The sequence below is a fragment of the Streptomyces lateritius genome, from assembly GCF_014649715.1.
Lineage (GTDB): Bacteria > Actinomycetota > Actinomycetes > Streptomycetales > Streptomycetaceae > Streptomyces > Streptomyces lateritius.
Window position 1 is genome coordinate 208,990 of sequence record NZ_BMTO01000009.1, and the last position, 24,026, is coordinate 233,015.

Here is a 24,026-nt window from a genome sequence, read left to right on the forward strand (position 1 = left end):
CCAAGTCAGTGGGTGTGCTCAGCCGTAGACGATGCGGCGCAGTTGCCGGAGCGAGAGCTCCGGCGGCGCCACGGCGCGGTACGGCAGCTCGGCCGCGATGCGTTCGAAGATCTCGGCGTTCACGGCGCCGCCGGACTGCAGTTCGCGGTGACGGCGGCGGACGAAGTCCTCGGTCGACTCGTCGAAGTACGCCAGCACGTCGAGCACCACCCGGGCGGCCTCACCGCGCTGGAGCGCGGTGCTGCGCACCAGGTGGTCGATGAGGTCGTCATGCGACGGGCGGCGTTCGAGCACCCGTGAATACTGAGGGGTACCGGGGGGTCTACGCAAGATTCCTGCCCGGAATCGGGCAGACCCCTCCTTGATCGCCGCCCCGACGGGCCGAATTGGTCTACACCTTGACCCCGGGAGAGGCGCACGGTACGCATGGTGACTGTTCGGTTACGCATACCCGGAGTCGCGAAGCCCGTCGAAAGGGACCATGCCCGTGAGACAGCGCAGAACGTTCCCGCGTGTTCTCGGTGCCCTGCTGCTCGTCACGGCGGCAGGCCTCTCCTGCGCCGCGGCAGCCCCCACCGCCCGCGCCACCACCGCCGACCGGAGCGCCGCGCCCGACGTCCGGCCCCTCGGCCAGATCGTCCCCGCCCCCGCCTCCGTGAGCCCCGGCGGAGCCCCGTACGCGATCACCGCCGCCACCCGCATCCGCGTCGACGAGGACTCCCGCGAGTCCCGCGCCGTCGGCGACTACCTCGCCGGACTGCTCCGCCCCTCCACCGGCCACCCGCTGCCCGTCGTGGACGAGGACGAGGCCCGCGGCGGCATCCTGCTCCGCCTCAGCGCCCGTGACCGGGCGCTCGGTGACGAGGGCTACCGACTCCAGTCGGGCCGCGGCGGCATCACCCTGACCGCGCACCGGCCCGCCGGCCTCTTCCGCGGCGTCCAGACCCTGCGCCAGCAGCTCCCCGCCGCCGTCGAGAAGGACACCGTGCAGCCCGGCCCCTGGAAGGTCGCGGGCGGCTCCATCACCGACACCCCGCGCTACGCCTACCGGGGCGCCATGCTCGACGTCTCCCGCCACTTCTTCACCGTCGACCAGGTCAAGCGCTACATCGACCAGCTCGCCCTCTACAAGGTCAACAAGCTGCACCTGCACCTCTCCGACGACCAGGGCTGGCGCATCGCGATCGACTCCTGGCCGCGCCTGGCCACCTACGGCGGCTCCACCCAGGTCGGCGGCGGACCCGGCGGCTACTACACCAAGGACGACTACAAGGAGATCGTCCGCTACGCGGCCTCCCGCCACCAGGAGGTCGTCCCCGAGATCGACCTGCCCGGCCACACCAACGCCGCCCTCGCCTCCTACGCCGAGCTGAACTGCGACGGCGTCGCCCCGCCGCTCTACACCGGCACGAGCGTCGGCTTCAGCTCGCTGTGCGTGCCGAAGCCCGTCACGTACGACTTCGTGGACGACGTGATCCGGGAGATCGCCGCGCTCACCCCGGGCGAGTACCTCCACATCGGCGGCGACGAGGCGCACTCCACCACCCACGCCGACTACGTGGCCTTCATGGAGAAGGTCCAGCCGATCGTCGCGAAGTACGGCAAGACCGTCGTCGGCTGGCACCAGCTGACCGGGGCCACACCGGCGAAGGGCGCGCTCGCGCAGTACTGGGGCCTGGACCGGACCTCGGACGCCGAGAAGGCACAGGTCGCCCGGGCCGCGCGGAACGGCACCGGACTGATCCTGTCGCCCGCCGACCGGGTCTACCTCGACATGAAGTACACCAAGGACACCAAGCTGGGCCTGGCCTGGGCGGGCTACGTGGAGGTCCAGCGGTCCTACGACTGGAACCCGGCGGCCTACCTGCCGGGCGCGCCCGCCGAGGCGGTCAAGGGCGTCGAGGCGCCGCTGTGGACGGAGACCATCTCCGAGGACGCCCACATCGACCAGATGGCCTTCCCGCGCCTGCCGGGCGTGGCGGAGCTGGGCTGGTCCCCGGCGGCCACCCACGACTGGGAGACGTACAAGGTGCGGCTCGCGGCGCAGGGGCCGAGGTTCGAGGCGCTCGGGATCGACTACTACCGCTCGCCGCAGGTCCCGTGGCCCGCGCGGTAGTCCCGTAGAACGCACGGAGCGGGTGCCCCGGGCCCGCGACGCAGCCGCTTGTGGACTGCCGCGTACCTCCGGGGCACCCGCCGTTCTGCCGGGCCGACCAGGCCGTGTCCGTAGAGTCCCGCCCGGTCCGCGACGGCTGGCACGCACGCTCGCCGCGTTGTCGGGATCACCCGGGTACGTCCGGTACGAGGGTGCCCCTCCGCCTTGCGATCGCACGCACAGACGCCGCGGGCCCTGCCCTGCGGGCAGACGGCGCTACCTTCCGGACACTATCTAGCGCGCGTAGCGCGCGATCGGGTTGACCAGGTCGCCGACGAGCTGGAGCGCCGCCGACGGGTCCGCCAGGTCCACCATCTGCTTGTTGTTGCGCAGCTGGAGCCGGTTCAGCGCCGAGAGCGCGAAGGTCTCCGCGAACATGTCGTACTGCGCGAAGCGGTCCGCCAGTTCCGGATTCGACTCCTGGTAGCCGCGCACGCACTCCGCGACCGTCCGCCAGAAGTCGTCCTCGTCGAGGACGCCCTCCGCCGCCAGCCCGGCCGCGAGGAAGCGGAAGAAGCAGTCGAAGACATCCGTGAAGATCGACAGCAGCTTCATGTCCTCGGGCACCTCGGCCCTGATCCGCTCCACCGCCGGCGGCAGGACCGCGTTCGGGTCCATGACGCAGATCTCCTCGGCGATGTCCTTGAAGATCGCCCGGGCGACCGCGCCCCGCTCGTCGAGGACCAGGATCACGTTCTCGCCGTGTGGCATGTAGACCAGGTCGTACGCGTAGAAGCAGTGCAGGATCGGCAGCAGGTACGCGTCCAGGTAGCCGCGCAGCCACCGCGCCGGCGCCAGGCCCGACTCCTTGATCAGGGCGCCCGCGAAGGACGCGCCCTCGTGGTCGACGTGGAGCAGGGAGGCCATCGTCGCGAGCCGTTCGCCCGCCGCGAGGGTGGGCACGGGGGACTCGCGCCAGAGCGCGGCGAGCATTTTGCGGTACGGCGAGTAGCGGTCGGTCGCGGCCTCGTACTCCAGGTGCCGGTAGCCGATCGCGGCCCGCTCCCGGATGATCGAGAACCGGGCGGCCTTCAGGACCGAGTCGGCCTCGATCAGCCCCGCCAGCCAGTCGTTGATCGCCGGGGTGGCCTCCATGTAGGCGGCCGAGAGCCCTCGCATGAAGCCCATGTTGAGGACGGACAGGGCCGTCTTCACGTAGTGCTTGGCCGGGTCCGATGCGTTGAAGAAGGTACGGATCGACTGCTGGGCCAGGTAGGCGTCGTCGCCCTCGCCCAGGTAGACCAGGCGCTCCTGGGCGACCTCGGCGGCGAAGGTGACGGACAGCTTGTTCCACCACTGCCAGGGGTGGGCCGGCATCAGCAGGTAGTCGGCGAGGTCCAGACCCCGCTCGGCGAGGGTGGCGGCGAAGCCATCGACGGCCTTGTCGCCCAGCTCGGCCCGGATGAAGGTCTCGTACTCGATGCCCGCACCGGCCGTGAAGGTCGTGCGGTCGCGGCGCGCGGCCAGCCAGATCAGGTGGATCGGGGACGCGGCCTCGGGGGCGTACGCGCGGTACTCGTCCACGCCGAAGCCGAGCCGCCCGTTGTTGGCGACGAAGCAGGGGTGGCCCTCGGTCATCCCCGTCTCGACGGCCTGGAAGTCCGCGCGCGCCAGCTCGGCGGCGGAGACCCGCGGCTTGGTCGACTTGTACGCCGTACCCGCCAGGGTGGAGGAGATCTCCTCCAGGTAGACCGGCAGGATCTCGTCGCTCAGCCCCAGCGCGCCGCGCAGGTCGGTGATGAACCGCAGGCCGTCGAGCGGGAGCTGCTCGTCGCCCCGGTGGCAGCTGATGGAGTCCGGATAGACCTGCCAGTGGTCGAGCGCGAACCGGTCGGCGGTGAAGCGGTACTCGGTGGCGCCGTCGTCGCTGAGGACCCGGTAGCGGCTCTCACCCAGCTCCTGGGGGTCGAGCAGACGCTCGTGCGCGAACTCGGCGAGGCCCTTGCGGATCAACGCGCGGTTGGCGTCGGCCCAGCGGGCGGGGGTGAGGTGGGCGACGGGGTTCACAGGGCGGCTCCCACGGGCCCCACGGCGGCCTCGAACTGCTCGCGGCTGCAGAAGCTGAGCAGCGCGGTCTTCTCCGGCTTCTCGATCTCCCGCTCCGGCACGAAACCGACGGCCGCGTTCAGCGCGTGCACGGCCTTGTTGCGCACATCGGGCTCGACGACGACCCGGAGGGTCGCCGGGTCGGCGAACAGCTCGGCCATCACGGCGGTGATCACGGACCGGGTGAAGCCGTGCACGGGCGTGTCGGTCGGCGCGACGAGGAAGTGCATGCCGACGTCGCCGGGCTGCGGCTCGTACAGGCCGACCAGCTCGACCTTGGACGGGTCGTACCGCTCCATGAGGAAGGCCGGCTCTTCGTCGACCAGGCCGATGAAGGCGTCGTGGTGCGGGTTGGCGGCGATCGCCATGTACTCGCGCTCGACGTCCTGGAGTCTGGCGTCCTGCATCATCCAGAAGGCGGCCTTGGGGTGGGTGACCCAGGGGTGTATCAGCTCGGCGTCTGCCAGCGGATCGAGGGGACGGACACGGAACGTCATACGGCGAACTCCTGGAACGCGATGGTCTTCTCGACGGGGTAGTACTCGGTGCCCAGCATCGCTCCGATGATGTACGCGTTGCGGTACGCCCCCATGCCCAGGTCGGGCGAGGTGATGGAGTGCGTGTGCACGCCGGCGTTCTGCAGGAAGACGCCACGGCCCGTCGTGTCGATCGAGTAGTTGCGGGCCACGTCGAAGCGGCCCTGTCCGTCCCACTTGAGGCGGTCCCGGACCGGCTCGAGGAAGGCGGGGACGGCGTACTTGTAGCCGGTGGCGAGGATCAGGCCCTCGGTCTCCAGCGTGAAGTCCTTCTCCTGCTCCTCCTGGTGGAAGCCGAGCGTGTACGTGCCGCTCGTGTCGTCGTACGCGGCGGAGCGCAGGGCCGAGTTCGTGAGAAGCCGGGTGGGGACCGGGCCCGTCAGGTTCTTCTGGTAGAGCAGGTCGAAGATGGCGTCGATCAGCTCGCCGTCGATGCCCTTGAAGAGGCCCTTCTGCTGGGTCTCCAGGCGGTAGCGGGTCTGCTCGGGCAGCGCGTGGAAGTAGTCCACGTACTCCGGCGAGGTCATCTCCAGCGTCAGCTTGGTGTACTCCAGCGGGAAGAAGCGCGGGGAGCGCGTCACCCAGTTGAGCCGGTAGCCGTGCACGTCGATCTCGGACAGCAGGTCGTAGTAGATCTCCGCCGCGCTCTGGCCACTGCCGACCAGGGTGATCGACTTCTTCCTCTGCAGGGCGGCCTTGTTCTGGAGGTAGCGCGAGTTGTGGATCAGGTCGCCGCCGAGGCCCTGGCAGGAGTCGGGGACGTACGGCGGGGTGCCGGTGCCCAGCACGATCCGGCGGGCGCGGAACGTTTCTCCACCCTCGGTCGCCACCACGTACAGCTCGCTGCCCTCGTCGTAGGAGACGGAGGAGACGGTGGTGGAGAAGCGGATGCTGCTCAGTTTGGCGGCGGCCCAGCGGCAGTAGTCGTTGTACTCGGTCCGCAGCGGATAGAAGTTCTCGCGGATGTAGAACGAGTAGAGCCGGCCCTTCTCCTTCAGGTAGTTGAGGAAGGAGTACGGGGAGGTCGGGTCGGCCATCGTGACCAGGTCCGACATGAACGGCGTCTGGAGGTGGGCGCCCTCCAGGAACATGCCGGAGTGCCACTCGAAGTCCGGCTTGGACTCCAGGAAGAGACCGTTCAGGTGGCCGATCGGCTCGGTCAGGCAGGCGAGGCCGAGGTTGAACGGACCGAGCCCGATGCCGATGAAGTCGTACGTGTCGGTCGTATCAGGCGTGGACAAGGGTCTCTCCCAGGTACTGCTCGGCGTGGCCGGCTATCAGGTCAAGGACGGCGGCGATGTCCGCTGTCGTGGTCTCGGGGTTGAGCAGGGTGAACTTCAGGTACTGGCGGCCGTCGACCTTGGTCCCGGCGACGACGGCCTCGCCGGAGGCGAAGAGCGCCTTGCGGGCGTACAGGTTGGCCCGGTCGATCTCGGCGGGGGAGGTGACGGCCTCGGGGATGTAGCGGTAGACGAGGGTCGACAGCTGCGGCTCGACGACCACGTCGTAGCGCGGATCGGCGGCGAGCAGTTCGAAGCCGGCCGCCGCCAGGTCGCAGACCTCGTCGAAGAGCTCGCCGACGCCGTCGGCGCCCATCACGCGCAGGGTCATCCACAGCTTGAGCGCGTCGAAGCGGCGGGTGGTCTGCAAGGACTTGTCGACCTGGTTGGGGATCTTCCCCCACAGTCCTTCGGACGTGGGAGGTGCCTCCATGGCCACCGGCTGGCGCGGGTTGAGGTAGTCCGCGTGATAGGTCGCGTGGCGCAGGGTGGAGCCGTCACGGACCAGGACGGCGGAGGAACTCACCGGCTGGAAGAAGGACTTGTGGTAGTCGACCGTGACGGAGTCGGCCCGCTCGATGCCGTCCAGGAGGTGACGGCGGGTGGGCGAGGCGAGCAGTCCGCAGCCGTAGGCCGCGTCCACGTGCATCCAGGCGCCGTACTCGGAGGCCAGTGCGGCGATCTCGGGCAGCGGGTCGATCGAGCCGAAGTCCGTGGTGCCGGCGGTGGCCACGATCGCCATCGGGACCAGGCCCTCGGCGCGGCAGGCCTCCAGCTCGGCGGCGAGGACGACGGACTGCATGCGCTTGGTCCGGTCGACCGGGACGGAGATGACGGCGTCGGCGCCGAGGCCGAGGAGGGTGGCCGACTTCTGGACGCTGAAGTGGCTGCACTCGGAGGAGAAGATGCGGAGTTTCGCCAGGTCGTCCGTCTTGGCCTCCTCGCGGGCGAGGAGGAGAGCCTGCAGGTTGGACTGCGTGCCACCGCTGGTGAAGACGCCGTCGGCGGCGGGGCCGAGGCCGATGCGGCTGGTGGTCCAGTCGATGAGCTTGCGCTCGATGAGGGTGCCGCCGGCGCTCTGGTCCCAGGTGTCCAGCGAGGAGTTGACCGCCGAGAGGACGGCCTCGCCGAGGACGGCGGGGATCACGACCGGGCAGTTGAGGTGGCCCAGGTAGCGCGGGTGGTGGAAGTAGACGGCGTCACGGAGGTAGACGCTCTCCAGCTCGTCGAGCGCGGCGGAGGTGTCGCCGAGCGGCTTGTCGAGGTCGACGGCGTCGATGACGGGGGCCAGGTCGGCGGGGGTGACGCCGGTGAACGGGCGTCGCGTCGTGGCGAGTTTGTCCGCCACCCGCTCGACTCCTTCGATGACGGAGCGTCGATAGCTCTCCGCCGTGGCGTCGTTGAGCAGGTGCGAGCGCATGCGGGGTCCTCCCGGGACAGGGACTCGGTCGGCCCCTCCGGACAGGAAAGAGGGGGCGAGGGGGCGACGTATGAACTTAGGTTAGCCTAACCTAAGTTCAACTCGCAACGTCCCTCGCCCCCCTCGGGGCGCAGTGGTTGCCTTCCGGCTACGCGTCGTCCTCCGGCGCCTCGCGCAGGGCGTCCTCGGACAGACCCTTGCGCCAGTAGCCGACGAACGTCACACGCCGGCGGTCGAGCTGACGCTCGTTCACGAAGTGACGGCGCAGCGCCTTCACGGAGCCGGACTCCCCCGCCAGCCAGACGTACGGCGCCTCGCCGGGCAGCTCGGCACCGCGCACCGCGTCCACGGCGGAGGGCGCGCCCTCCTCCCGTACGAGCCACGTGACGGTGGCGTCGGCCTCGGTCGCGAGCTCCGCCCGGTCCCCGGAGTACGGGACTTCGAGGTAGACCTTCGCCCGGGTCTCCGCCGGCAGCCACTCCAGGATCGCGGAGGCGGCCGGCAGTGCCGTCTCGTCCGCCCAGATCAGTACGGAGTCGGCGTCGGCCGGCAACTGGAAGCGGACGCCGGTGTTCGCGGAGACCGCCGGGCCGAGCACGACCACCTTGTCACCCGCTTCGGCGTGCTGCGCCCAGCGGCAGGCGGGGCCGCCGTCCTCGTGCAGCGCGAAGTCGATGTCGACCTCGGGGCGCGGCTCGGTGCGCTGCTCCCGGACGGTGTACGAACGCATCACCGCGCGCTCGTCGTCGGGCATCGCGCGCCAGGCGCCCAGGATCGCGTACATGTCCGGGTTGTCCAGCGGCGGCAGGACGGGCGCCTCCTGGCCGGGGTGCGGCAGGAAGAGGGAGAGCGACTGGTCGCGCCCTCCGGAGGCGAAGGCCTTCAGGTCCTCACCCGTGAAGGTGACCCGGACCAGGGACGGACCGAGCCGCCTCGTCCGGTCGACCTGGAGCGAGAAGAACTGGAACGGGGCGGTCTCGGTGGTCGTCATCGGGTCAGGACACCTTCTTCGCGTTCTCCAGGGCCTTGGCCAGGTCCTCGAGCAGCGGGGCGCACTTGGCGTAGGAGTAGATCGGCTCGGTCACGCGCGGGATGACCTGGCCGGCCTTGACGGCGGGCAGCGCGGCCCACGTCGGCTTGGCCTTCAGGGCCTCCGGCTGCAGGGCCGAGGTGCGGTTGTCGAGCATGATGACGTCGGCCGCGTACTTGTCGACGTTCTCCCAGCTCAGGCCCTCGAACCAACCGCCCTGGTCCAGCTTGGTCGGGACGACCAGGTTGACGCCCAGCTCCTTGAAGAAGAGCGTGTCGGTCGGGCGGACCGGGGTGGAGACGTAGAACAGGTCGGGCGAGCCGGAGCCGATCAGGACCTTGATGTCCTTCTTGCCCTTGGCGGCCTGACGGACGCGCTCGGCGGCCGCCTCGAAGCGGGCCTTGTCGTCCTGGATCTGCTTGGTCTTGACGTCGGCGCCCAGCGAGGCGGCGAGGTCGGCGTGACGCTGGAGCACGGCGGGCATCGACTTGTCGGCGGCCCACAGAGCGACGCTCGGGGCGATCTTGAGGATCTTGTCCTTCTGCTCGGCCGGGACGTACCAGAGGTCGTTCTTCTCCCACATGTCCGTGATGAGGAGCTCCGGGCTGAGCTTGAGGTACTCCTCGATCTTGAACTCGCCCCAGACGTTGCCGATGACCTTGACCTTCGTGGTGTCGAGGTCGCCGGCCTGGACGTCCGGCTTCTTCTCCTTGGTCTTCGGGTCCTCGACGTAGGTCGGGCCGAAGACGCCCTTGACCTCGATGCCGAAGTCCTTCAGGGCGGCAGCGGTACCGGTGAAGGCGACGATGTTCTTCGGGGTGGACTTCGCCTCGACGGCCGTACCGCGGTCGTCGGTGAACCTCCACGGCCCGGCCTTCCCGGTCGCACCGGCGGAGGAGCTGCCACTGCCCTTGGTCTCGCTGCCGCAGGCGGCGAGAGCGGCGCCGAGCCCGAGGGCGCCGCCTGCGGCGAGAAGGCCGCGACGGGTGAGGTGAGTGGCTCGGGCGTTGCTGGGCATGGCGAAGTCGCTTTCGGTACGTGCCGGGTGGTTCGGCCTGATCAAGTCGAGGGTAGGTTAGCCTAACCTCAGGTGGATCAGTAGGGGTGGGGCCCTGGGCTGTACGTCACACAACCCGCTGGTCAGTCGCGTGATTCGTGCCACCGGGGCGGGATGGGGTGGTTACGCTCGACTACGGACCGAAATGGGCGCAGTGATGCGTAACTTGGGGGTGACCTCGTCGTGGTCAACATCCGCAGCCTGGATCCGAGCGCCTCGCCGCTGGACTACTACGGCTCCGAACTCCGCCGCCTGAGGGAAGAGGCGGGGCTCAACCAGGCGCAGTTGGGGGAGATCGTCTTCTGTACGGCGTCGCTGATCGGTCAGATCGAGACGGCGAAGAAGGTGCCGACGCGGCGCTTCTCGGAGCAGCTGGACGCGGCTCTGATGACGGGCGGGGTGTTCACGCGGCTGGTGGGGCTGGTTCTGAGAAGCCAGTTGCCGAACTGGTTCCAGCCGTACGCGGAGATGGAGGCGAAGGCGACCTGCATCTACTCGTTCCAGGCGCAGCTTGTCGACGGCCTGCTCCAGACGCCCGCGTACGCGCGGGCGGTCCTCGGCGCCCGGACCGATGACGACCTCGACGCCAAGGTAGCCGCCCGTGTCGAACGCCAGCGGATCCTGGACCGGGACACTCCGCCGTTGGTCTGGGTGGTGATGGGTGAAGCGGTACTGCACCAGGAGATCGGCGGAGGGGCGGTCATGCGGAACCAGCTCGCCCATCTGTTGGCGTTGCGGAAGCGGGAGTGGGTGAAAGCCCAGATCCTCCCGTTCACGGCTGGGGCACATGCGGGGCTACCGGGATCGTTCAACCTTCTGCGCTTCGAGGATGACCCCGACATCGTCTACACGGAGGACTTCGTCCAGGGGCACATGACGGCCAATCCGGCGGCCATCAAAGAAGGTTCGCTCCGTTACGATCACCTTCAGGCCGCCGCCCTCTCCGTGGAGGACTCGGCCGCACTGATCGCCCGCGCAATGGAGGATCGTTATGGGGACCAACCAGAACCTGACGAGCGCGCGCTGGCGTAAGTCGTCGTACAGCTCCGACACTGGCGGGCAGTGCGTCGAGTGCGCCCCGCTTGGCGCCGCCGCTTGGCGCAAGTCCTCCTACAGCGGCGACACGGGCGGCGACTGCGTCGAGGTCGCCGACCTCACCGCCCACGTCGCCGTCAGGGACTCCAAGGACCCCGAGGGTCCCGCCTTCCTGGCCACGCCGGCCGCGTTCACCGCGTTCGTGACCGCGACGGCCGAGGGGCACCTGGGCTGACCGTGGCCCCTGGGCTTCTGTCGGGTGGCGCGGGCGCGAGGGCGGCCACCACCAGAAGCTCGCGGGCCCCGAGGCCCGGAAGACCATCGCCCGTCACCCCGAACCGGGGTGACGGGCGATCGGCCCGCACTGGCGACGTAGGCGGACCGTCAGGCCGAGAGGCCCAGCTCCCGGGCGATCAGCATCCGCTGGACCTCGCTCGTGCCCTCGCCGATCTCCAGGATCTTGGAGTCGCGCCACATCCGGGCCACCGGGTACTCGTTCATGAAGCCGTATCCGCCGTGGATCTGGGTCGCCTCGCGGGCGTTGTCCACCGCCACGGTGGAGGAGTACAGCTTCGCCAGCGCCGCCTCCTTCTTGAACGGCTCCCCGAGCACCAGCCGGGAGGCCGCGTCCCGCCAGCCGATCCGGGCCATGTGCGCCCGCATCTCCATATCAGCGATCTTGAACTGGATCGCCTGGTTGTCGCCGATCGGCCGGCCGAAGGCGTGACGCTCCTTCGCGTACTTCACCGACTCGTCGACACAGCCCTGCGCGAGTCCCGTCGCCAGCGCCGAGATCGCGATCCGCCCCTCGTCCAGGATGCGGAGGAACTGCGCGTATCCGCGCCCTTCCTCGCCCAGCAGGTTGGCGGCCGGGACCCGTACGTCGTCGAAGGAGAGCTCGCGGGTGTCCGAGGCGTTCCAGCCGACCTTGGAGTAGGGCGCGGCCACCGTGAAGCCCGGGGTGCCGGAGGGCACGATGATCGAGGAGATCAGCGGTCGGCCGTCGGGCTTGCGGCCGGTGACGGCGGTGACCGTGACCAAGCCCGTGATGTCCGTACCCGAATTGGTGATGAAGCACTTCGAGCCGTTGATGACCCAGTCGTCGCCGTCGCGCACGGCCGTGGTGCGGGTGCCGCCCGCGTCCGAGCCCGCGCCCGGCTCGGTGAGGCCGAACGCACCCAGGATCTCGCCGGAGCACATCCGGGGCAGCCACTCCTGCTTCTGCTCCTCGGTGCCGAAGCGGTAGACCGGCATCGCGCCGAGCGAGACGCCCGCCTCCAGGGTGATGGCCACGGAGGAGTCGACGCGGGCCAGCTCCTCCAGGGCGATGCCGAGGGCGAGGTAGTCGCCGCCCATGCCGCCGTACTCCTCGGGGAACGGCAGCCCGAACAGGCCCATGCGGCCCATCTCGCGGACGATCTCGTACGGGAACTCGTGACGCTCGTAGTAGTCGCCGATCTTGGGGGCGACGACGTCGTGGGCGAACTCCTCGACAGTGCGGCGGAGTTCCTCGTGCTCTTCGGAGAGCCGGTGGTCGAGGGACATGGGTTTCGTCACTCCTTGTGGGAGAGGGCGCGGACGGTACGGGAAGGGCTCGGTCGGCCCAGTTGTCCGGCCATCCAGACGCTTGTGGCGGTGAGGGCGGTCAGGTCGACCCCGGTCTCGATGCCGAGGCCGTCGAGCATCCACACGAGGTCCTCGGTGGCGAGGTTGCCTGTCGCGCTCTTCGCGTACGGGCAGCCGCCGAGGCCCCCGGCGGAGGCGTCGACGGTGGTGACGCCGTGCCGCAGCGCGGCGAGCGTGTTGGACAGGGCCTGGCCGTAGGTGTCGTGGAAGTGCACGGCGAGACGGGAGGTGGGGACCCCCGCCTCGTTGAGCGCCGTCAGCAGGGCCTCCACATGGCCGGGGGTGGCGACGCCGATGGTGTCGCCGAGGCTCAGTTCGTCGCACCCCATCTCGGCGAGTGCCTTGGTGACGCGGACGACCTGACCGACCGGGACCGCGCCCTCCCAGGGGTCGCCGAAGCACATGGAGAGATAGCCCCGGACCTTCAGCCCCTGCTCTATGGCACGGGTGACGGTCGGCGCGAACATCGCGAGGGCCTCGTCGACGGTCCGGTTGAGGTTGGCCTTGGCGAACGACTCGGTGGCGGAGGCGAAGACCGCGATCTCGCGCGCGCCGAGGGCCAGGGCCCGGTCCAGACCGCGCTCGTTCGGCACGAGGACGGGAAGCCGGGCCGGGATGCCGCGCAGGAGCGGGAAGAGTTCCTCGGCGTCGGCCAGTTGGGGCACCCACTTGGGGTGGACGAAACTGGTCGCCTCGACCGTCGAGAGCCCGGCGTCGGCGAGTCGCCGGACGAACTCCGCCTTGACGGCGGTCGGTACGACCGTCTTCTCGTTCTGGAGCCCGTCGCGCGGCCCGACCTCGTGGATCCGGACGCGGGCGGGGAGCCCGGGCGCGGGCATCCGCATGGGCAGACCCGTGGTCATGGTTCCTTCTCCGCCCGTCGTCATGATTCCTCCCTCGGGGTCACCACGGCGAGGACCTGGTCCATGGCGACGGTCGCGCCGGGCGTGACGTCCAGCTCGGTGACGGTGCCGGCGTGCGGAGCGGAGATGACGTGCTCCATCTTCATCGCCTCGACGACGAGCAGACTCTGGCCGGCCTCCACCTCGTCCCCGACGCCGACCTTCACGACGGTGACGGTCCCGGGCATGGGGGCGGCGAGCGCGTCGGCCCCGGAGTGCGCGGCGCCGCTGAGGGCGGTGGCGACGGGGTCGTGGTCCTGGACGTGCCAGGAGTCCCCGTCGCGGCCGAGCCAGGCGCCGGCCCGGTGGAAGCGGTGGACGAGGCCGTCCACGGTGACGGTGACCGACGTGTCCGTGACCGTCGCGCCGGCGGGCGCGGGCGCCGTGACGGGGTCGAGCCCGGACACGCGCAACGGGAAGACGAGAGGTGCCGGTTCGCCGCCCAGGCGCCAGCCGCTCGGCACGGAGAAGGGGTCGGTCCAGCCGTCCCGGGGCGTGGGGGCCAGGCCCGCGAGGCGGACCGCCGAGGCCGCCGCGTAGACCTCGTCCGGTACGGACTTGGGGACCAGGCTCTCCGCCTCGCGCTCCACCAGACCGGTGTCCAGGTCGCCCGAGACCACTGACGGGTGGGCGAGCAGGCGACGCAGGAAGCCCGCGTTCGTCGGGACGCCGAGGGTGACCGTGTCCGCGAGGGCCGCGCGCAGCTTGCGCAGCGCCGTGGGCCGGTCCTTCGCGTGCACGATGACCTTGGAGAGCATCGGGTCGTACAGGCTGCCGACCTCCGTGCCCTCGCTCAGGCCCGAGTCCGTGCGGATGCCGTCGCCCTGCGGCTCGCGCAGCGACAGGACCGTGCCGCCGGAGGGCAGGAAGCCGCGGGAGGGGTCCTCCGCGCAGATCCGGGCCTCGATCGCCCAGCCGTCGAGACGGACGTCCGCCTGCCCGAACGACAGCGGCTCGCCCGCCGCCACCCGCAGCTGCCACTCGACCAGGTCGACGCCGGTGATCAGCTCGGTCACCGGGTGTTCCACCTGGAGGCGGGTGTTCATCTCCATGAAGTAGTACGAGGAGGGGTCGACGCCCGGGACGATGAACTCCACGGTGCCCGCGCCGACGTAGCCGCAGGAACGGGCCGCCTCCACCGCCGCCGCGCCCATCCGCTCGCGGATCTCCGGCGTCAGCAGGACGCTCGGCGCCTCCTCGATGATCTTCTGGTGGCGTCGCTGGAGCGAGCACTCGCGCTCGCCGAGGTGGACGACGTTCCCGTGGGCGTCGGCGAGCACCTGGATCTCGATGTGGCGCGGCCGGTCGATCCACCGCTCCACCAGCAGCGTGTCGTCGCCGAAGGAGGATCGCGCCTCGCGCCGCGCCGCCGCGATCTCCTCCTCCAGCGTCGACAGGTCGCGCACCAGGCGCATGCCCTTGCCGCCGCCGCCCGCCGAGGGCTTCAGCAGCACGGGCGCGCCCAGTTCCCGGGCGGCGGCCTCCAGTTCGGGATCGGCGGCGCCCGGCACGACCGGCACGCCCGCCGCCTTCACGGTCTCCTTCGCCCGGATCTTGTCGCCCATCAGCGAGATCGCCGAGGCCGGCGGACCGATGAAGACGAGACCGGCCTCCGCGCACGCCTGGGCGAAGGCGGCGTTCTCCGCGAGGAAGCCGTACCCCGGGTGGACCGCCTGCGCGCCGGTCCGCCGCGCGGCCTCGATCAGCCGCTCCGCGGAGAGGTAGGACTCGGAGGCGGGCGCGGGGCCCAGCCGTACCGCCGTGTCGGCCTCCCGTACATGACGGGCGTCCGCGTCCGCGTCGCTGTAGACGGCGACCGAGCGGACGCCGAGCGCGCGCAGCGTACGGATGACGCGGACGGCGATCTCGCCGCGGTTGGCGACGAGAACTGTGTCGAACATGGTCATCTGTCACTCACATCCGGAAGACGCCGAAGGCGGGGTCGCCGATCGGGGCGTTGGCGCAGGCGGTGAGGGCGAGACCCACCACCTGTCGGGTGTCCAGGGGGTCGATGACCCCGTCGTCCCACAGCCGGGCGGTCGCGTAGTAGGCGTTGCCCTGGGTCTCGTACTGCGCGCGGATCGGGGCCTTGAACTCCTCCTCGTCCTGCGCGCTCCACTCGTCCCCGAGCTGGTCGCGCTTGACCGTCGCGAGCACGGACGCGGCCTGCTCGCCGCCCATCACGGAGATCTTGGCGTTGGGCCACATCCACAGGAAGCGGGGGGAGTACGCCCGGCCGCACATCGAGTAGTTGCCCGCGCCGTACGAGCCGCCGACGACCACCGTCAGCTTCGGTACGCGGGTGCATGCCACGGCCGTCACCATCTTGGCGCCGTGCTTGGCGATGCCGCCGGCTTCGTAGTCGCGGCCGACCATGAAACCGGAGATGTTCTGCAGGAAGAGCAGCGGGATGCCGCGCTGGTCGCACAGCTCGATGAAGTGCGCGCCCTTCTGGGCGGATTCGGAGAAGAGGATGCCGTTGTTGGCGACGATCCCGACCGGGTGTCCGTGGATCCGGGCGAAGCCGGTGACCAGCGTCTGGCCGTACTCCGCCTTGAACTCCTGGAAACGGGAGGCGTCGGTGATCCGCGCGATGACCTCGCGGACGTCGTACGGCGTGCGGGAGTCGACCGGCACCGCTCCGTACAGCCCCGTCGGGTCCACCTTCGGCTCCTCGACCGGCTCGACCGACCAGGGGAGCGGGCCGCGCTCCGGGAGGGTGGAGACGATGTTGCGGACGATGCGCAGGGCGTGGGCGTCGTCCTCGGCGAGGTGGTCGGTGACGCCGGAGGTACGGGAGTGGACCTCGCCGCCGCCCAGCTCCTCGGCCGTGACGACCTCGCCGGTCGCGGCCTTCACCAGCGGCGGGCCGCCCAGGAAGATCGTGCCCTGGTTCCGTACGATCACGGCCTCGTCGCTCATCGCCGGGACGTACGCGCCACCGGCCGTGCAGGAGCCGAGGACGGCCGCGATCTGCGGGATGCGGGCGCCGGACATCCGGGCCTGGTTGTAGAAGATCCGGCCGAAGTGCTCGCGGTCGGGGAAGACCTCGTCCTGCATGGGCAGGAACGCGCCGCCCGAGTCGACGAGGTAGAGGCAGGGGAGACGATTCTCCAGCGCCACCTCCTGCGCCCGCAGGTGCTTCTTCACGGTCATCGGGTAGTACGTGCCGCCCTTGACGGTGGCGTCGTTGGCCACGATCACGCACTCGCGGCCGGATACCCGGCCGATGCCCGCGATGACTCCGGCGGCCGGTGCCTGGTCTCCGTACATCCCGTTCGCGGCCAGCGGGGCCAGCTCCAGGAACGGCGACCCCGGGTCGAGGAGGGTGTCCACACGGTCCCGCGGCAGCAGCTTGCCGCGCGCGGTGTGCCGTGCGCGGGCCTTCTCGCCGCCGCCGAGCGCGGCCGCGGCGAGCTTGGCCCGAAGGGTCCCGACCAGCTCGTGGTGGGCCGCCTCGTTGGCTTGCCAGGCCGGCGACGCGGGATCTGCCGCGCTCGTCAGCACAGGTGCCTGCTGCATCGACTGAGCTCCCTTGCTCGGTTAATGAGCGTTAACGTATGCCGCTCAGGTTAACGACCGCTAACCGCATTGTCTAGAATCGTTTCCATGACCACCACCGCCAGGGCCGACGCCCCCACGCGACGCGAGCAGATCCTCAAGGAGGCCGCCCGCCTCTTCGCCGAGCGCGGGTTCCACGGGGTCGGCGTCGACGAGATAGGAGCGGCGGTCGGCATCAGCGGACCCGGCCTGTACCGACACTTCCCCGGCAAGGACGCGATGCTCGCGGAACTCCTCGTCGGGATCAGCGAGCGCCTGCTCGACGGCGGCCGGCTGCGGGTGGGCGACACGGCCGGCGACCCGCGCGCGCTCCTCGGCTCCCTCATCGACGGGCACATCGACTTCGCGCTCGACGACCGGCCGCTGATCACCCTGCACGACCGGGAGCTGGACCGCCTCAAGGACGAGGACCGCAAGCGCGTGCGGCAGCTGCAGCGCCAGTACGTCGAGCTGTGGGTCGCGGTCGTACGCGAGGTGTACCCGGCGGCGGGTGAGCCGGAGGCACGGGCGGCGGTGCACGCGGTCTTCGGGCTCCTGAACTCGACGCCGCACCTGGCGGCGCTGGGGCGGACGGCCATGGAGGAACTGCTGCGGCGCCTCGCGCACGGGGCGTTCAGCTCCCTGGGGGAGCTTTCGGCGGCGTGATCCGCACCCCGGGGGGCGGTACGGGGCGCGCCAGCGTCCCCTCGTGTCCGGGACAGTCACCGGGCCGCGTCTTCGACCAGCGCGGACATGGACACGACTGTCCGGGACAGCCGAGTTCCGTTGTCCCGCCGAACCCCGCGCTCGTAGCGTGCGGCTCACCGATCTGGACCGACCAACAGAGGGGTGGAGGACCATGAGAACGGTGAAACCCACATGGCGCACGCTCGTCGCCGCGGCCTCGGTGACGGCCGCGCTCGTCCTCACGGCCGCGGCGCCGGCCACGGCGGCTGACGGGTGGCAGCGCACCGGGGATGTGTCCGAGAGCGCGTACGGCAACGGCTACGCGAAGAAGTGCGCCAGAACGGGCTACGGGGAGGCCTGCTTCCAGGGCTACGGGGAGTGGATCTGGCTGCGCGACCTGTACGCCAACGGAAGGCCCGTGGCGATGGATTGGTACTACAACGGCCCCAGTGGCCTCCGCTCCGGCGTCGCTTACTGGGACGGCAGCGCCACGGCCGGCTGGACCAACCTGAACAAGAGCTTCGACGAGGACGGCGACTTCAACTTCCGGGTGTGCGAGGTCGACCTGGGAGCCGGTGACGTCGTCAGGGACACCTGTAGTCCCTGGACGTGGGTGTCGACCTGATGACGTCACCTGACCGCGTCCACTCGACACGCGTCCACTCGACACGCGTCCACTCGACAAGGGGGAACCACATGCGTGGACTTCGGCCCGCATTGATCGGCGCCGGCATCGCCGGTGCACTGATGGCCGCCGCCTCGACAGCACCGGCCCAGGCCGTCAGCAGTCCTGCCGCCGCCACCCACGTCAGCCCCGCAAGGGCGTTGCTGTGGATCCCGTCCACGGGAGGCTGGATCAAAACCTGCAAGGAATCCACCTGCTCCAAGGTCGTGTACGCGGCGAACCGTGACCAGCTCTGGGGTATTCGCTACGAGAACAACCGTTTCGGCAACCGGTGGTACCAGGTGGTGACCGTGGCAGGCGACAGGGGTTGGATCTGGTGCGGAAACACTGAGGCCCCGTGCCACGACTGAGGCGGCCGTTCGCGCCCCGGAGCCCCCGCTTCACGAGGGGGGCTCCGGGGTCCCGGATTCCCGGGGAGCCGGTCACGGCGCACGCGTGGGTGAGCGTCCAGGAGGCGGAATGGCGCAGCCACGGTGCGAGGCGGGCGGCACAATGAGCACCATGCCGATACTCAGCCGCCCCGCCCTCGTCGAGCACCTCGTCCGCACCCGGATCGCGGGCGATGTCGCCACCCCGCGCGACAACAACCTCTCCCACTACCGCAAGCTCGCCAACGGCGACCGGCACTACTGGCTGGGTCTGGAGCTCGGCGACCGCTGGACGGACGAGCAGGACGTGCTCGCCGTGATGGCCGAGCGGTGCGGCGTGAACGACGACCCCGCGCACCGGTCGGGACAGGACACCATCGACCCCGACCTGACCGTCGACGCCCTCGACCGGATGGCCGCGCGCCTGCGGAAGGCCGCCGCCGGCAAGGAGTGCGTGCTCTTCGCGACCGGCCACCCCGGCGCGTTGATCGACGCCCACAGCCGGGTCGCCGCGGCGCTGCGGGCGGCGGGGTGCGAGATCGTACGGATCCCCGGCGGGCTCATCGCCGACGAGGGGTACGTCGTGCAGTTCGCGGACGTGGCCGTCTTCGAGCGGGGCGCCAGCCTCTGGCACACGCACTCGCCGGAGCCCATGAACGCGATCCTGGACGCGCTCGGCGAGGACGGCCGGCCCGACCTGGTGGTGGCGGACCACGGGTGGGCGGGGCGGGCGGGCCAGCGGGGGATCGACTCGGTGGGCTACGCGGACTGCAACGACCCGGCGCTCTTCATCGGCGAGGCGGAGGGCACGATGCAGGTCACGATCCCCCTCGACGACCACGTCCTGGACCCTCGCTACTACGAGCCGCTCACCGACTACCTGCTCGACGCGTCCGGCCTGCTCTGACGCGGCGAGGCGACGTGAGGCGGCGGCAGCCGACCGCGCGCTCCGGGCTCAGGCGGTCTGTGCGGCCGAGCACGGACCCGCGCACGAGGAATCCGCTCGCACCGTCGAGGAGGAGCGGCATGGACGGCAGGCCACATGCGGGGGAGGCTCGCCCGTGACAAGCAGGTCGCCGAGGGGAGCGGTGAGGGAGCTGGGCGGGACCATGCCGACGCTGCCGCTGCCGACCCGGCCGGCACGGGCGATGGACGCGACCCTCGGAACCGGAGCCGGCCGGGGGCACCTCCCGCGTCGCCCACCGCACGCACCACCGCCGCCTGATCCGCCTCAGTCTCGTCGCGGAACGCGAACGACACCCTCCTGGATGACGGAGATCGCCAGCTTCCCGTCCTGCGTGTAGATCCGGGCCTGGCCCAGGCCCCGCCCGCCCGAGGCGGAGGGGGACTCCTGGTCGTACAACAGCCACTCGTCCGCACGGAAGGGCCGGTGGAACCACATCGCGTGGTCCAGCGACGCCCCGACCACGTCGCCCACCGCCCAGCCGCCCCGCCCGTGGGCGAGGAGCACCGAGTCCAGCAGCGTCATGTCCGAGACGTATGTCGCCAGACAGACGTGCAGCAGGGGATCGTCGGCGAGCTTGCCGTTCGTACGGAACCACACCTGCGAGCGCGGCTCGCGCGGCTCCCCGACGGAGCCCCACGGCGGCACGTCGGCGTACCGCAGGTCCACCGCCGCGCGCGCGTCGACCAGCCGCGCGGCTACGTCCTCCGGGAGGTGCCGGGGCAGCATCTCGGCGGCCGTCGGCAGGGTCTCCGGATCCGGAGCGGCCGGCATGTCGTCCTGGTGCTCAAGCCCCTCCTCGTACGTCTGGAAGGACGCGGAGAGGTGGAAGATCGGCTGGCCGTGCTGGACGGCGACGACCCGCCGGGTGGTGAAGGAGCGGCCGTCCCGGATCCGGTCGACCTGGTACACGATCGGCGCGCCCGGGTCCCCGGCGCGCAGGAAGTACGCGTGCAGGGAGTGCGCGAGCCGGTCCTCGGGGACGGTCCGCCCGGCCGCCACCAGCGCCTGGGCGGCCACCTGGCCGCCGAAGACGCGGGGGACGAGGGCCGAACGGGACTGCCCCCGGAAGAAGTTCTGCTCGATCTGCTCCAGGTCGAGCAGATCGAGCAGATCGTCGAGCGCTTCGGGCACTTACAGACCCATCGACTTCGCGATGATCGACTTCATGATCTCGCTGGTGCCGCCGTAGATGCGGTTCACGCGGTTGTCCGCGTACAGGCGGGCGATCGGGTACTCGTTCATGTAGCCGTAGCCGCCGTGCAGCTGGAGGCAGCGGTCGATGACGCGGTGCGCGACCTCGGTGCAGAAGAGCTTGGCGCTGGCGGCCTCGGCCGGGGTCAGCTCGCCCGCGTCCAGCGCCTCCAGGGCGCGGTCGGCCACGGCCTCGGCCGCGTCGACCTCGGCCTGGCAGGCGGCCAGCTCGAACTTCGTGTTCTGGAAGTGCGCGACCGGCTTGCCGAAGACCGTGCGCTCCTGCACGTACTGCTGCGCGAAGCGGACGGCGGCCTTGGCCTGCGCGTAGGCGCCGAAGGCGATGCCCCAGCGCTCGGAGGCGAGGTTGTGGCCGAGGTAGTAGAAGCCCTTGTTCTCCTCGCCGAGCAGGTCCTCGACGGGCACCTTCACGTCGACGAACGCCAGCTCGGCGGTGTCGGACGTGCGCAGGCCGAGCTTGTCCAGCTTGCGGCCGATGGAGTAGCCCTCGGACTTGGTGTCCACGGCGAAGAGGGAGATGCCGTGACGGCGGTCCTCGGCCGTCGGGGCGGACGTACGGGCGCAGACGATCACACGGTCGGCGTGGACGCCACCGGTGATGAAGGTCTTGGCGCCGTTGAGGACGTAGTGCGTGCCGTCCTCGGAGAGCTTGGCGGTGGTCTTCATGCCCGCGACGTCGGAGCCGGTGCCCGGCTCGGTCATCGCCAGCGCCCACATCTCGTCGCCGGAGACGAAGTTCGGGAGGTAACGCTTCTTCTGCTCGTCGGTGGCGAGCATCTTGATGTAGGGCAGGGCGAGCAGCACGTGCACGCCGGAGCCGCCGAAGTTCACGCCCGCGCGGGAGGTCTCCTCGTAGAGGACGGCCTCGAACTTGTGGGTGTCCAGGCCCGCGCCGCCGAACTCCTCGGGCACGTTGATGCCGAAGATGCCCAGCTCGCCGAGCTTGCCGTAGAACTCGCGCGGCGCCTGGCCCGCGGCGAACCACTCGTCGTAGACGGGGACGACCTCGGCCTCGATGAAGGCGCGGATGGTCTCCCGGAACGCCTCGTGGTCCTCGTTGAATACGGTACGGCGCACGAGCCGCCTCCTTCGGAGTCCTGGGTGCCTGGGGCCTGGATGCCTGACGCGATATGCCTAAGCGCTTGCTCAGTCAAGTTACCGGTGGGTTCGCGCCGCTGTCCAGATCTGGGGCGCTCGGGGTTGCCCAGATCACGTCCGCTCACTCCTCGGGCACCTCGCCGCGGACCCAGCGGAGGCCGACGGAGTCGTACCCGTACACGGGCCGCCCCTTCGCCCCGCTCGTTCGAAAGGGTGCGCCGTCCTCGTCCCCGATCCGGACCGTGCCCCGGCGCCCCTCCGAGCTCCACTCCAGCTCCAGGTACCAGCGGCAGTCGCACCCCGCCGCCCCCGCCGAGACCAGCAGCTCCTCCGGCTCGGCGGCGCTGACCGCGTACGGGAAGGAGACCGCCGGGAGCGTCCGGCCCTCCTCTCCGGAGGCGTCGTACCCGTCCAGCGCCCGCGCCACCGGCCGCGGCCGGTCCAGGTCCACCTCGAAACGGCGCGGCGTCACCGCCCCGCCGCACCCGTCGTCCATCCGGTACGCCGCCCACGGCAGCGGCGCGCCCCGCTCCACCACCCGCACGTGCAGCGCCTGGAGCACCACCGCCGCCGCGCCCTTCCCCTGCACCGACACCCGCACCAGCGTCTCCCCGCCGTCCACGGCCCCCTGCGCCGCCGCCCAGCTCCGCGCGTCGGCCGACTCCGGCGGGGGAGGGGGCGTCCGCTCCATGAGGTAGGTGTGCCCGCACCCGTTCTTATAGATGTGCGAGGCGACCGTCCATGTCAGCGGTGCCGGTGGTTCGGCGGCCCGCTCCCGGGTCTTCCCGGGCAGGAGTATGGCCCCGAGCGTCACCGTCCCCACGACCGCCAGCGTCCCGCCGACCAAGCCCAACCACCCCCAGCGGCGTCTCCGCCGCTCGGACGGGAGGCCCGGCACGCGCGCGTGCACGGGTTCCAGCTCGGGCTCGGACGCAGGCTCCGGGGCCGGCTCGGGCTCCGGAGCCGGCTTCGGATCCGGGCCGGGCTCGGGCTCCGCGTCGGGCTCCGGCACCGGAGGGCGACGGGTGCGGTCCGCGCGGCTCCAGGCCACCTCCAGGGACCGCCGCTCCTCCTCGTCCGCCCCGCACAGCAGGGCCAACCGGTCGACCACGGCGAACTCCTCCGGGACGGTCGCGCCCGAGCAGTAGCGGTGGAGGGTGGACGCGCTGACGCTCAGGCGCCGGCCCAGCGCCTCGTAACTGCGCCCGTCCCGCGCCTTCAGCGCGCGCACGAGCCGCGCGAACTCCTCGACGGCGGCGTCCTTCGGCATTCCATCCCCCTCGACCCTGCGTCCCACCCTTCACGTCCTTGCACGTCAGCGGGGGTGGAATGGTTCCGGGACGGGTGGAGGGCGCGTCACCGTTGCAGGCGGCGGGCGCCGGCCCGACGCTGGTGGAGCACTGACCGAACGACCCGACGGGGGATCCACCACCATGAACAAGCTCCGTACCGCACTCGCCACCGCCGCCGCTGCCGCCCTGGGCCTCGCGGCCCTCGCCACGGCCCCGGCGCAGGCCGCTGCCCAGCCCGCCTTCCTCGCCGCCTCCCAGATGCCGCCGTCGTCGACGCCGTGGACCGCCACCCAGGTCTTCACCGGCATCCCGGAGAACGGCGGCGCCCTCTGCGCCCCGTACAAGATCCCGGCGCAGAACACCCGCTACCGCGAGTTCAACACCGAGCTCGACACCAACGGCGTCCAGATCACCACCGTCGCACGCACCGAGGCCGACGCCGTGAAACTGGTCGACACCCTTCGCAAGGCCCTCGCCGGCTGCGGCCCCCTGCTGGAGCGGCAGAACCCGGGCCTGCAGGCCGTCAGCGCCTCCCACGGCAAGCTCGCCGTCGAGGAGGGCGCCTGGGTCTACAGCCTGGACACCGCCGACCCGCAGATCGGCATCACCGACATCCACCTCTTCTCCGTCGGCCGCGACGGCCGCACCGTCACCCTCGTCCGCTGGGGCCAGATGGGCGACTTCGAGGACGCCCCGCTGACCGCCTTCCGCACCACGACGAAGACCGCCGTCAACAAGCTCTGGCCCTGAGGACTGGACGGGTCGCGCTCTGCCTCCCGCGGCGCCGGGACGTCGGCTCGGGGTTCTGCTCAGCAGGTGAGTCCCTGAGAACGAAGCCACTCGCACTGCGTCTCGCCCGACGTCCTGCCCCCGTCGTACGCCCGGGGATCCCGGTAGCCGGGCCCGACGGGTTCGTGGTCCTCGAACACGCCGTCTCCATCCAGATCCCCGCCATGGGGGTCGATCCTGCCGCCCGGGTTTCGACAGTTCGCCCGGTCGGCAGGGTCGGTGGTGCAGAGACCTCGACCGTCGGAAGGCGGCCTTGTGGGCGACGGGGACTCGGTGATCTTCTCCGCGGTCTCCTTGGCCT

The 24,026-nt window shown here is 70.8% G+C and carries 22 protein-coding genes; 8 read left to right on the plus strand and 14 right to left on the minus strand.

Going from position 1 to position 24,026, the window contains the following annotated elements:
* Window positions 1-18: 18 nt before the first annotated feature.
* Window positions 19-294 carry a hypothetical protein gene (locus IE136_RS20150; protein WP_158987574.1) on the minus strand — a complete coding sequence of 92 codons (276 nt, stop codon included), beginning with the start codon at window positions 292-294 and terminating at the stop codon, window positions 19-21.
* 187 nt (window positions 295-481) lie between these two features.
* Here IE136_RS20150 and IE136_RS20155 point away from each other — a divergent pair, with 187 nt between their 5' ends.
* A complete protein-coding gene (locus tag IE136_RS20155; protein WP_158987572.1) occupies window positions 482-2,116 on the plus strand; it encodes a beta-N-acetylhexosaminidase in 1,635 nt (544 codons plus the stop codon).
* Between the two features lie 273 nt (window positions 2,117-2,389).
* Here IE136_RS20155 and IE136_RS20160 read toward each other — a convergent pair whose 3' ends face one another.
* The 6 genes from IE136_RS20160 to IE136_RS20185 all read right to left on the minus strand — a co-directional run bounded on the left by IE136_RS20160 (window position 2,390) and on the right by IE136_RS20185 (window position 9,485).
* Window positions 2,390-4,162, minus strand: a complete 1,773-nt coding sequence (locus IE136_RS20160; protein WP_158987570.1) for an IucA/IucC family protein — start codon at window positions 4,160-4,162, stop codon at window positions 2,390-2,392.
* Complete coding sequence (locus IE136_RS20165) at window positions 4,159-4,698, minus strand: GNAT family N-acetyltransferase (RefSeq protein WP_189601010.1); 540 nt, start codon at window positions 4,696-4,698, stop codon at window positions 4,159-4,161. The genes IE136_RS20160 and IE136_RS20165 overlap by 4 nt, the downstream gene beginning before the upstream one ends.
* Window positions 4,695-5,978, minus strand: coding sequence for a lysine N(6)-hydroxylase/L-ornithine N(5)-oxygenase family protein (locus tag IE136_RS20170; RefSeq protein WP_158987566.1), 1,284 nt, complete (start codon window positions 5,976-5,978; stop codon window positions 4,695-4,697). The genes IE136_RS20165 and IE136_RS20170 overlap by 4 nt, the downstream gene beginning before the upstream one ends.
* A complete protein-coding gene (locus IE136_RS20175) occupies window positions 5,965-7,437 on the minus strand; it encodes a pyridoxal phosphate-dependent decarboxylase family protein (protein WP_189601011.1) in 1,473 nt (490 codons plus the stop codon). The genes IE136_RS20170 and IE136_RS20175 overlap by 14 nt, the downstream gene beginning before the upstream one ends.
* Window positions 7,438-7,585: 148 nt before the next feature.
* Window positions 7,586-8,428, minus strand: a complete 843-nt coding sequence (locus IE136_RS20180) for a siderophore-interacting protein (protein ID WP_189601012.1) — start codon at window positions 8,426-8,428, stop codon at window positions 7,586-7,588.
* 4 nt (window positions 8,429-8,432) lie between these two features.
* Window positions 8,433-9,485 (minus strand): ABC transporter substrate-binding protein, encoded by a 1,053-nt coding sequence (locus IE136_RS20185; protein WP_189601013.1) that lies wholly within the window; start codon window positions 9,483-9,485, stop codon window positions 8,433-8,435.
* Between the two features lie 222 nt (window positions 9,486-9,707).
* Here IE136_RS20185 and IE136_RS20190 point away from each other — a divergent pair, with 222 nt between their 5' ends.
* Entirely contained in the window at window positions 9,708-10,556 is an 849-nt protein-coding gene (locus tag IE136_RS20190) for a helix-turn-helix domain-containing protein (RefSeq protein ID WP_189601014.1), read from the plus strand.
* Window positions 10,516-10,794 carry a DUF397 domain-containing protein gene (locus IE136_RS20195; protein ID WP_189601015.1) on the plus strand — a complete coding sequence of 93 codons (279 nt, stop codon included), beginning with the start codon at window positions 10,516-10,518 and terminating at the stop codon, window positions 10,792-10,794. Before IE136_RS20190 ends, IE136_RS20195 begins: the two co-directional genes overlap by 41 nt.
* Before the next feature lie 149 nt (window positions 10,795-10,943).
* On the opposite strand, the gene IE136_RS20200 is transcribed toward IE136_RS20195, so the two are convergent.
* The 4 genes from IE136_RS20200 to IE136_RS20215 are packed head-to-tail and all read right to left on the minus strand — an operon-like array spanning window position 10,944 to window position 16,609.
* Window positions 10,944-12,104, minus strand: a complete 1,161-nt coding sequence (locus IE136_RS20200) for an acyl-CoA dehydrogenase family protein (protein ID WP_158987554.1) — start codon at window positions 12,102-12,104, stop codon at window positions 10,944-10,946.
* Window positions 12,105-12,112: 8 nt separating this feature from the next.
* Entirely contained in the window at window positions 12,113-13,048 is a 936-nt protein-coding gene (locus tag IE136_RS20205; RefSeq protein ID WP_189601016.1) for a hydroxymethylglutaryl-CoA lyase, read from the minus strand.
* Window positions 13,049-13,068: 20 nt separating this feature from the next.
* The gene (locus IE136_RS20210; RefSeq protein WP_158987550.1) at window positions 13,069-14,994 is read right to left on the minus strand and encodes an acetyl/propionyl/methylcrotonyl-CoA carboxylase subunit alpha; all 1,926 of its coding nucleotides are present in this window, start codon (window positions 14,992-14,994) and stop codon (window positions 13,069-13,071) included.
* A 7-nt stretch (window positions 14,995-15,001) separates the two neighbouring features.
* Complete coding sequence (locus IE136_RS20215; RefSeq protein ID WP_189601017.1) at window positions 15,002-16,609, minus strand: carboxyl transferase domain-containing protein; 1,608 nt, start codon at window positions 16,607-16,609, stop codon at window positions 15,002-15,004.
* An 87-nt stretch (window positions 16,610-16,696) separates the two neighbouring features.
* Here IE136_RS20215 and IE136_RS20220 point away from each other — a divergent pair, with 87 nt between their 5' ends.
* The 4 genes from IE136_RS20220 (at window position 16,697) to IE136_RS20235 (ending at window position 19,274) form a co-directional block, all read left to right on the plus strand.
* Window positions 16,697-17,293 carry an SACE_7040 family transcriptional regulator gene (locus IE136_RS20220; RefSeq protein ID WP_158987546.1) on the plus strand — a complete coding sequence of 199 codons (597 nt, stop codon included), beginning with the start codon at window positions 16,697-16,699 and terminating at the stop codon, window positions 17,291-17,293.
* A 193-nt stretch (window positions 17,294-17,486) separates the two neighbouring features.
* Window positions 17,487-17,939: a hypothetical protein gene (locus IE136_RS20225; protein WP_189601018.1), complete on the plus strand. Its 453-nt coding sequence runs from the start codon at window positions 17,487-17,489 to the stop codon at window positions 17,937-17,939.
* Window positions 17,940-18,010: 71 nt separating this feature from the next.
* Entirely contained in the window at window positions 18,011-18,349 is a 339-nt protein-coding gene (locus IE136_RS20230) for a hypothetical protein (protein ID WP_158987542.1), read from the plus strand.
* A 151-nt stretch (window positions 18,350-18,500) separates the two neighbouring features.
* Window positions 18,501-19,274 carry a phosphatase gene (locus IE136_RS20235; RefSeq protein ID WP_158987540.1) on the plus strand — a complete coding sequence of 258 codons (774 nt, stop codon included), beginning with the start codon at window positions 18,501-18,503 and terminating at the stop codon, window positions 19,272-19,274.
* A 324-nt stretch (window positions 19,275-19,598) separates the two neighbouring features.
* On the opposite strand, the gene tesB is transcribed toward IE136_RS20235, so the two are convergent.
* From tesB to IE136_RS20250, 3 genes are all read right to left on the minus strand, one after another.
* Window positions 19,599-20,465, minus strand: a complete 867-nt coding sequence (gene tesB, locus IE136_RS20240) for an acyl-CoA thioesterase II (RefSeq protein ID WP_158987538.1) — start codon at window positions 20,463-20,465, stop codon at window positions 19,599-19,601.
* Window positions 20,466-21,623 carry an acyl-CoA dehydrogenase family protein gene (locus IE136_RS20245; protein ID WP_189601019.1) on the minus strand — a complete coding sequence of 386 codons (1,158 nt, stop codon included), beginning with the start codon at window positions 21,621-21,623 and terminating at the stop codon, window positions 20,466-20,468.
* Between the two features lie 142 nt (window positions 21,624-21,765).
* Window positions 21,766-22,914: a helix-turn-helix domain-containing protein gene (locus IE136_RS20250; protein WP_189601020.1), complete on the minus strand. Its 1,149-nt coding sequence runs from the start codon at window positions 22,912-22,914 to the stop codon at window positions 21,766-21,768.
* 163 nt (window positions 22,915-23,077) lie between these two features.
* On the opposite strand from IE136_RS20250, the gene IE136_RS20255 reads away from it, so the two are divergent.
* A complete protein-coding gene (locus tag IE136_RS20255) occupies window positions 23,078-23,686 on the plus strand; it encodes a hypothetical protein (RefSeq protein WP_158987532.1) in 609 nt (202 codons plus the stop codon).
* The last annotated feature ends 340 nt before the right edge of the window (window positions 23,687-24,026 follow it).

Coding starts and splice junctions, on each gene's coding strand:
- IE136_RS20180 (WP_189601012.1), bottom strand. CDS start 8,428: ATGACGACCACCGAGACCGCCCCGTTCCAGTTCTTCTCGCTCCAGGTC.
- IE136_RS20200 (WP_158987554.1), bottom strand. CDS start 12,104: ATGTCCCTCGACCACCGGCTCTCCGAAGAGCACGAGGAACTCCGCCGC.
- IE136_RS20210 (WP_158987550.1), bottom strand. CDS start 14,994: ATGACCATGTTCGACACAGTTCTCGTCGCCAACCGCGGCGAGATCGCC.
- IE136_RS20205 (WP_189601016.1), bottom strand. CDS start 13,048: ATGACCACGGGTCTGCCCATGCGGATGCCCGCGCCCGGGCTCCCCGCC.
- IE136_RS20155 (WP_158987572.1), top strand. CDS start 482: ATGCCCGTGAGACAGCGCAGAACGTTCCCGCGTGTTCTCGGTGCCCTG.
- IE136_RS20175 (WP_189601011.1), bottom strand. CDS start 7,437: ATGCGCTCGCACCTGCTCAACGACGCCACGGCGGAGAGCTATCGACGC.
- IE136_RS20165 (WP_189601010.1), bottom strand. CDS start 4,698: ATGACGTTCCGTGTCCGTCCCCTCGATCCGCTGGCAGACGCCGAGCTG.
- IE136_RS20225 (WP_189601018.1), top strand. CDS start 17,487: ATGAGAACGGTGAAACCCACATGGCGCACGCTCGTCGCCGCGGCCTCG.
- IE136_RS20255 (WP_158987532.1), top strand. CDS start 23,078: ATGAACAAGCTCCGTACCGCACTCGCCACCGCCGCCGCTGCCGCCCTG.
- IE136_RS20250 (WP_189601020.1), bottom strand. CDS start 22,914: ATGCCGAAGGACGCCGCCGTCGAGGAGTTCGCGCGGCTCGTGCGCGCG.
- IE136_RS20230 (WP_158987542.1), top strand. CDS start 18,011: ATGCGTGGACTTCGGCCCGCATTGATCGGCGCCGGCATCGCCGGTGCA.
- IE136_RS20220 (WP_158987546.1), top strand. CDS start 16,697: ATGACCACCACCGCCAGGGCCGACGCCCCCACGCGACGCGAGCAGATC.
- IE136_RS20235 (WP_158987540.1), top strand. CDS start 18,501: ATGCCGATACTCAGCCGCCCCGCCCTCGTCGAGCACCTCGTCCGCACC.
- IE136_RS20195 (WP_189601015.1), top strand. CDS start 10,516: ATGGGGACCAACCAGAACCTGACGAGCGCGCGCTGGCGTAAGTCGTCG.
- IE136_RS20185 (WP_189601013.1), bottom strand. CDS start 9,485: ATGCCCAGCAACGCCCGAGCCACTCACCTCACCCGTCGCGGCCTTCTC.
- IE136_RS20215 (WP_189601017.1), bottom strand. CDS start 16,609: ATGCAGCAGGCACCTGTGCTGACGAGCGCGGCAGATCCCGCGTCGCCG.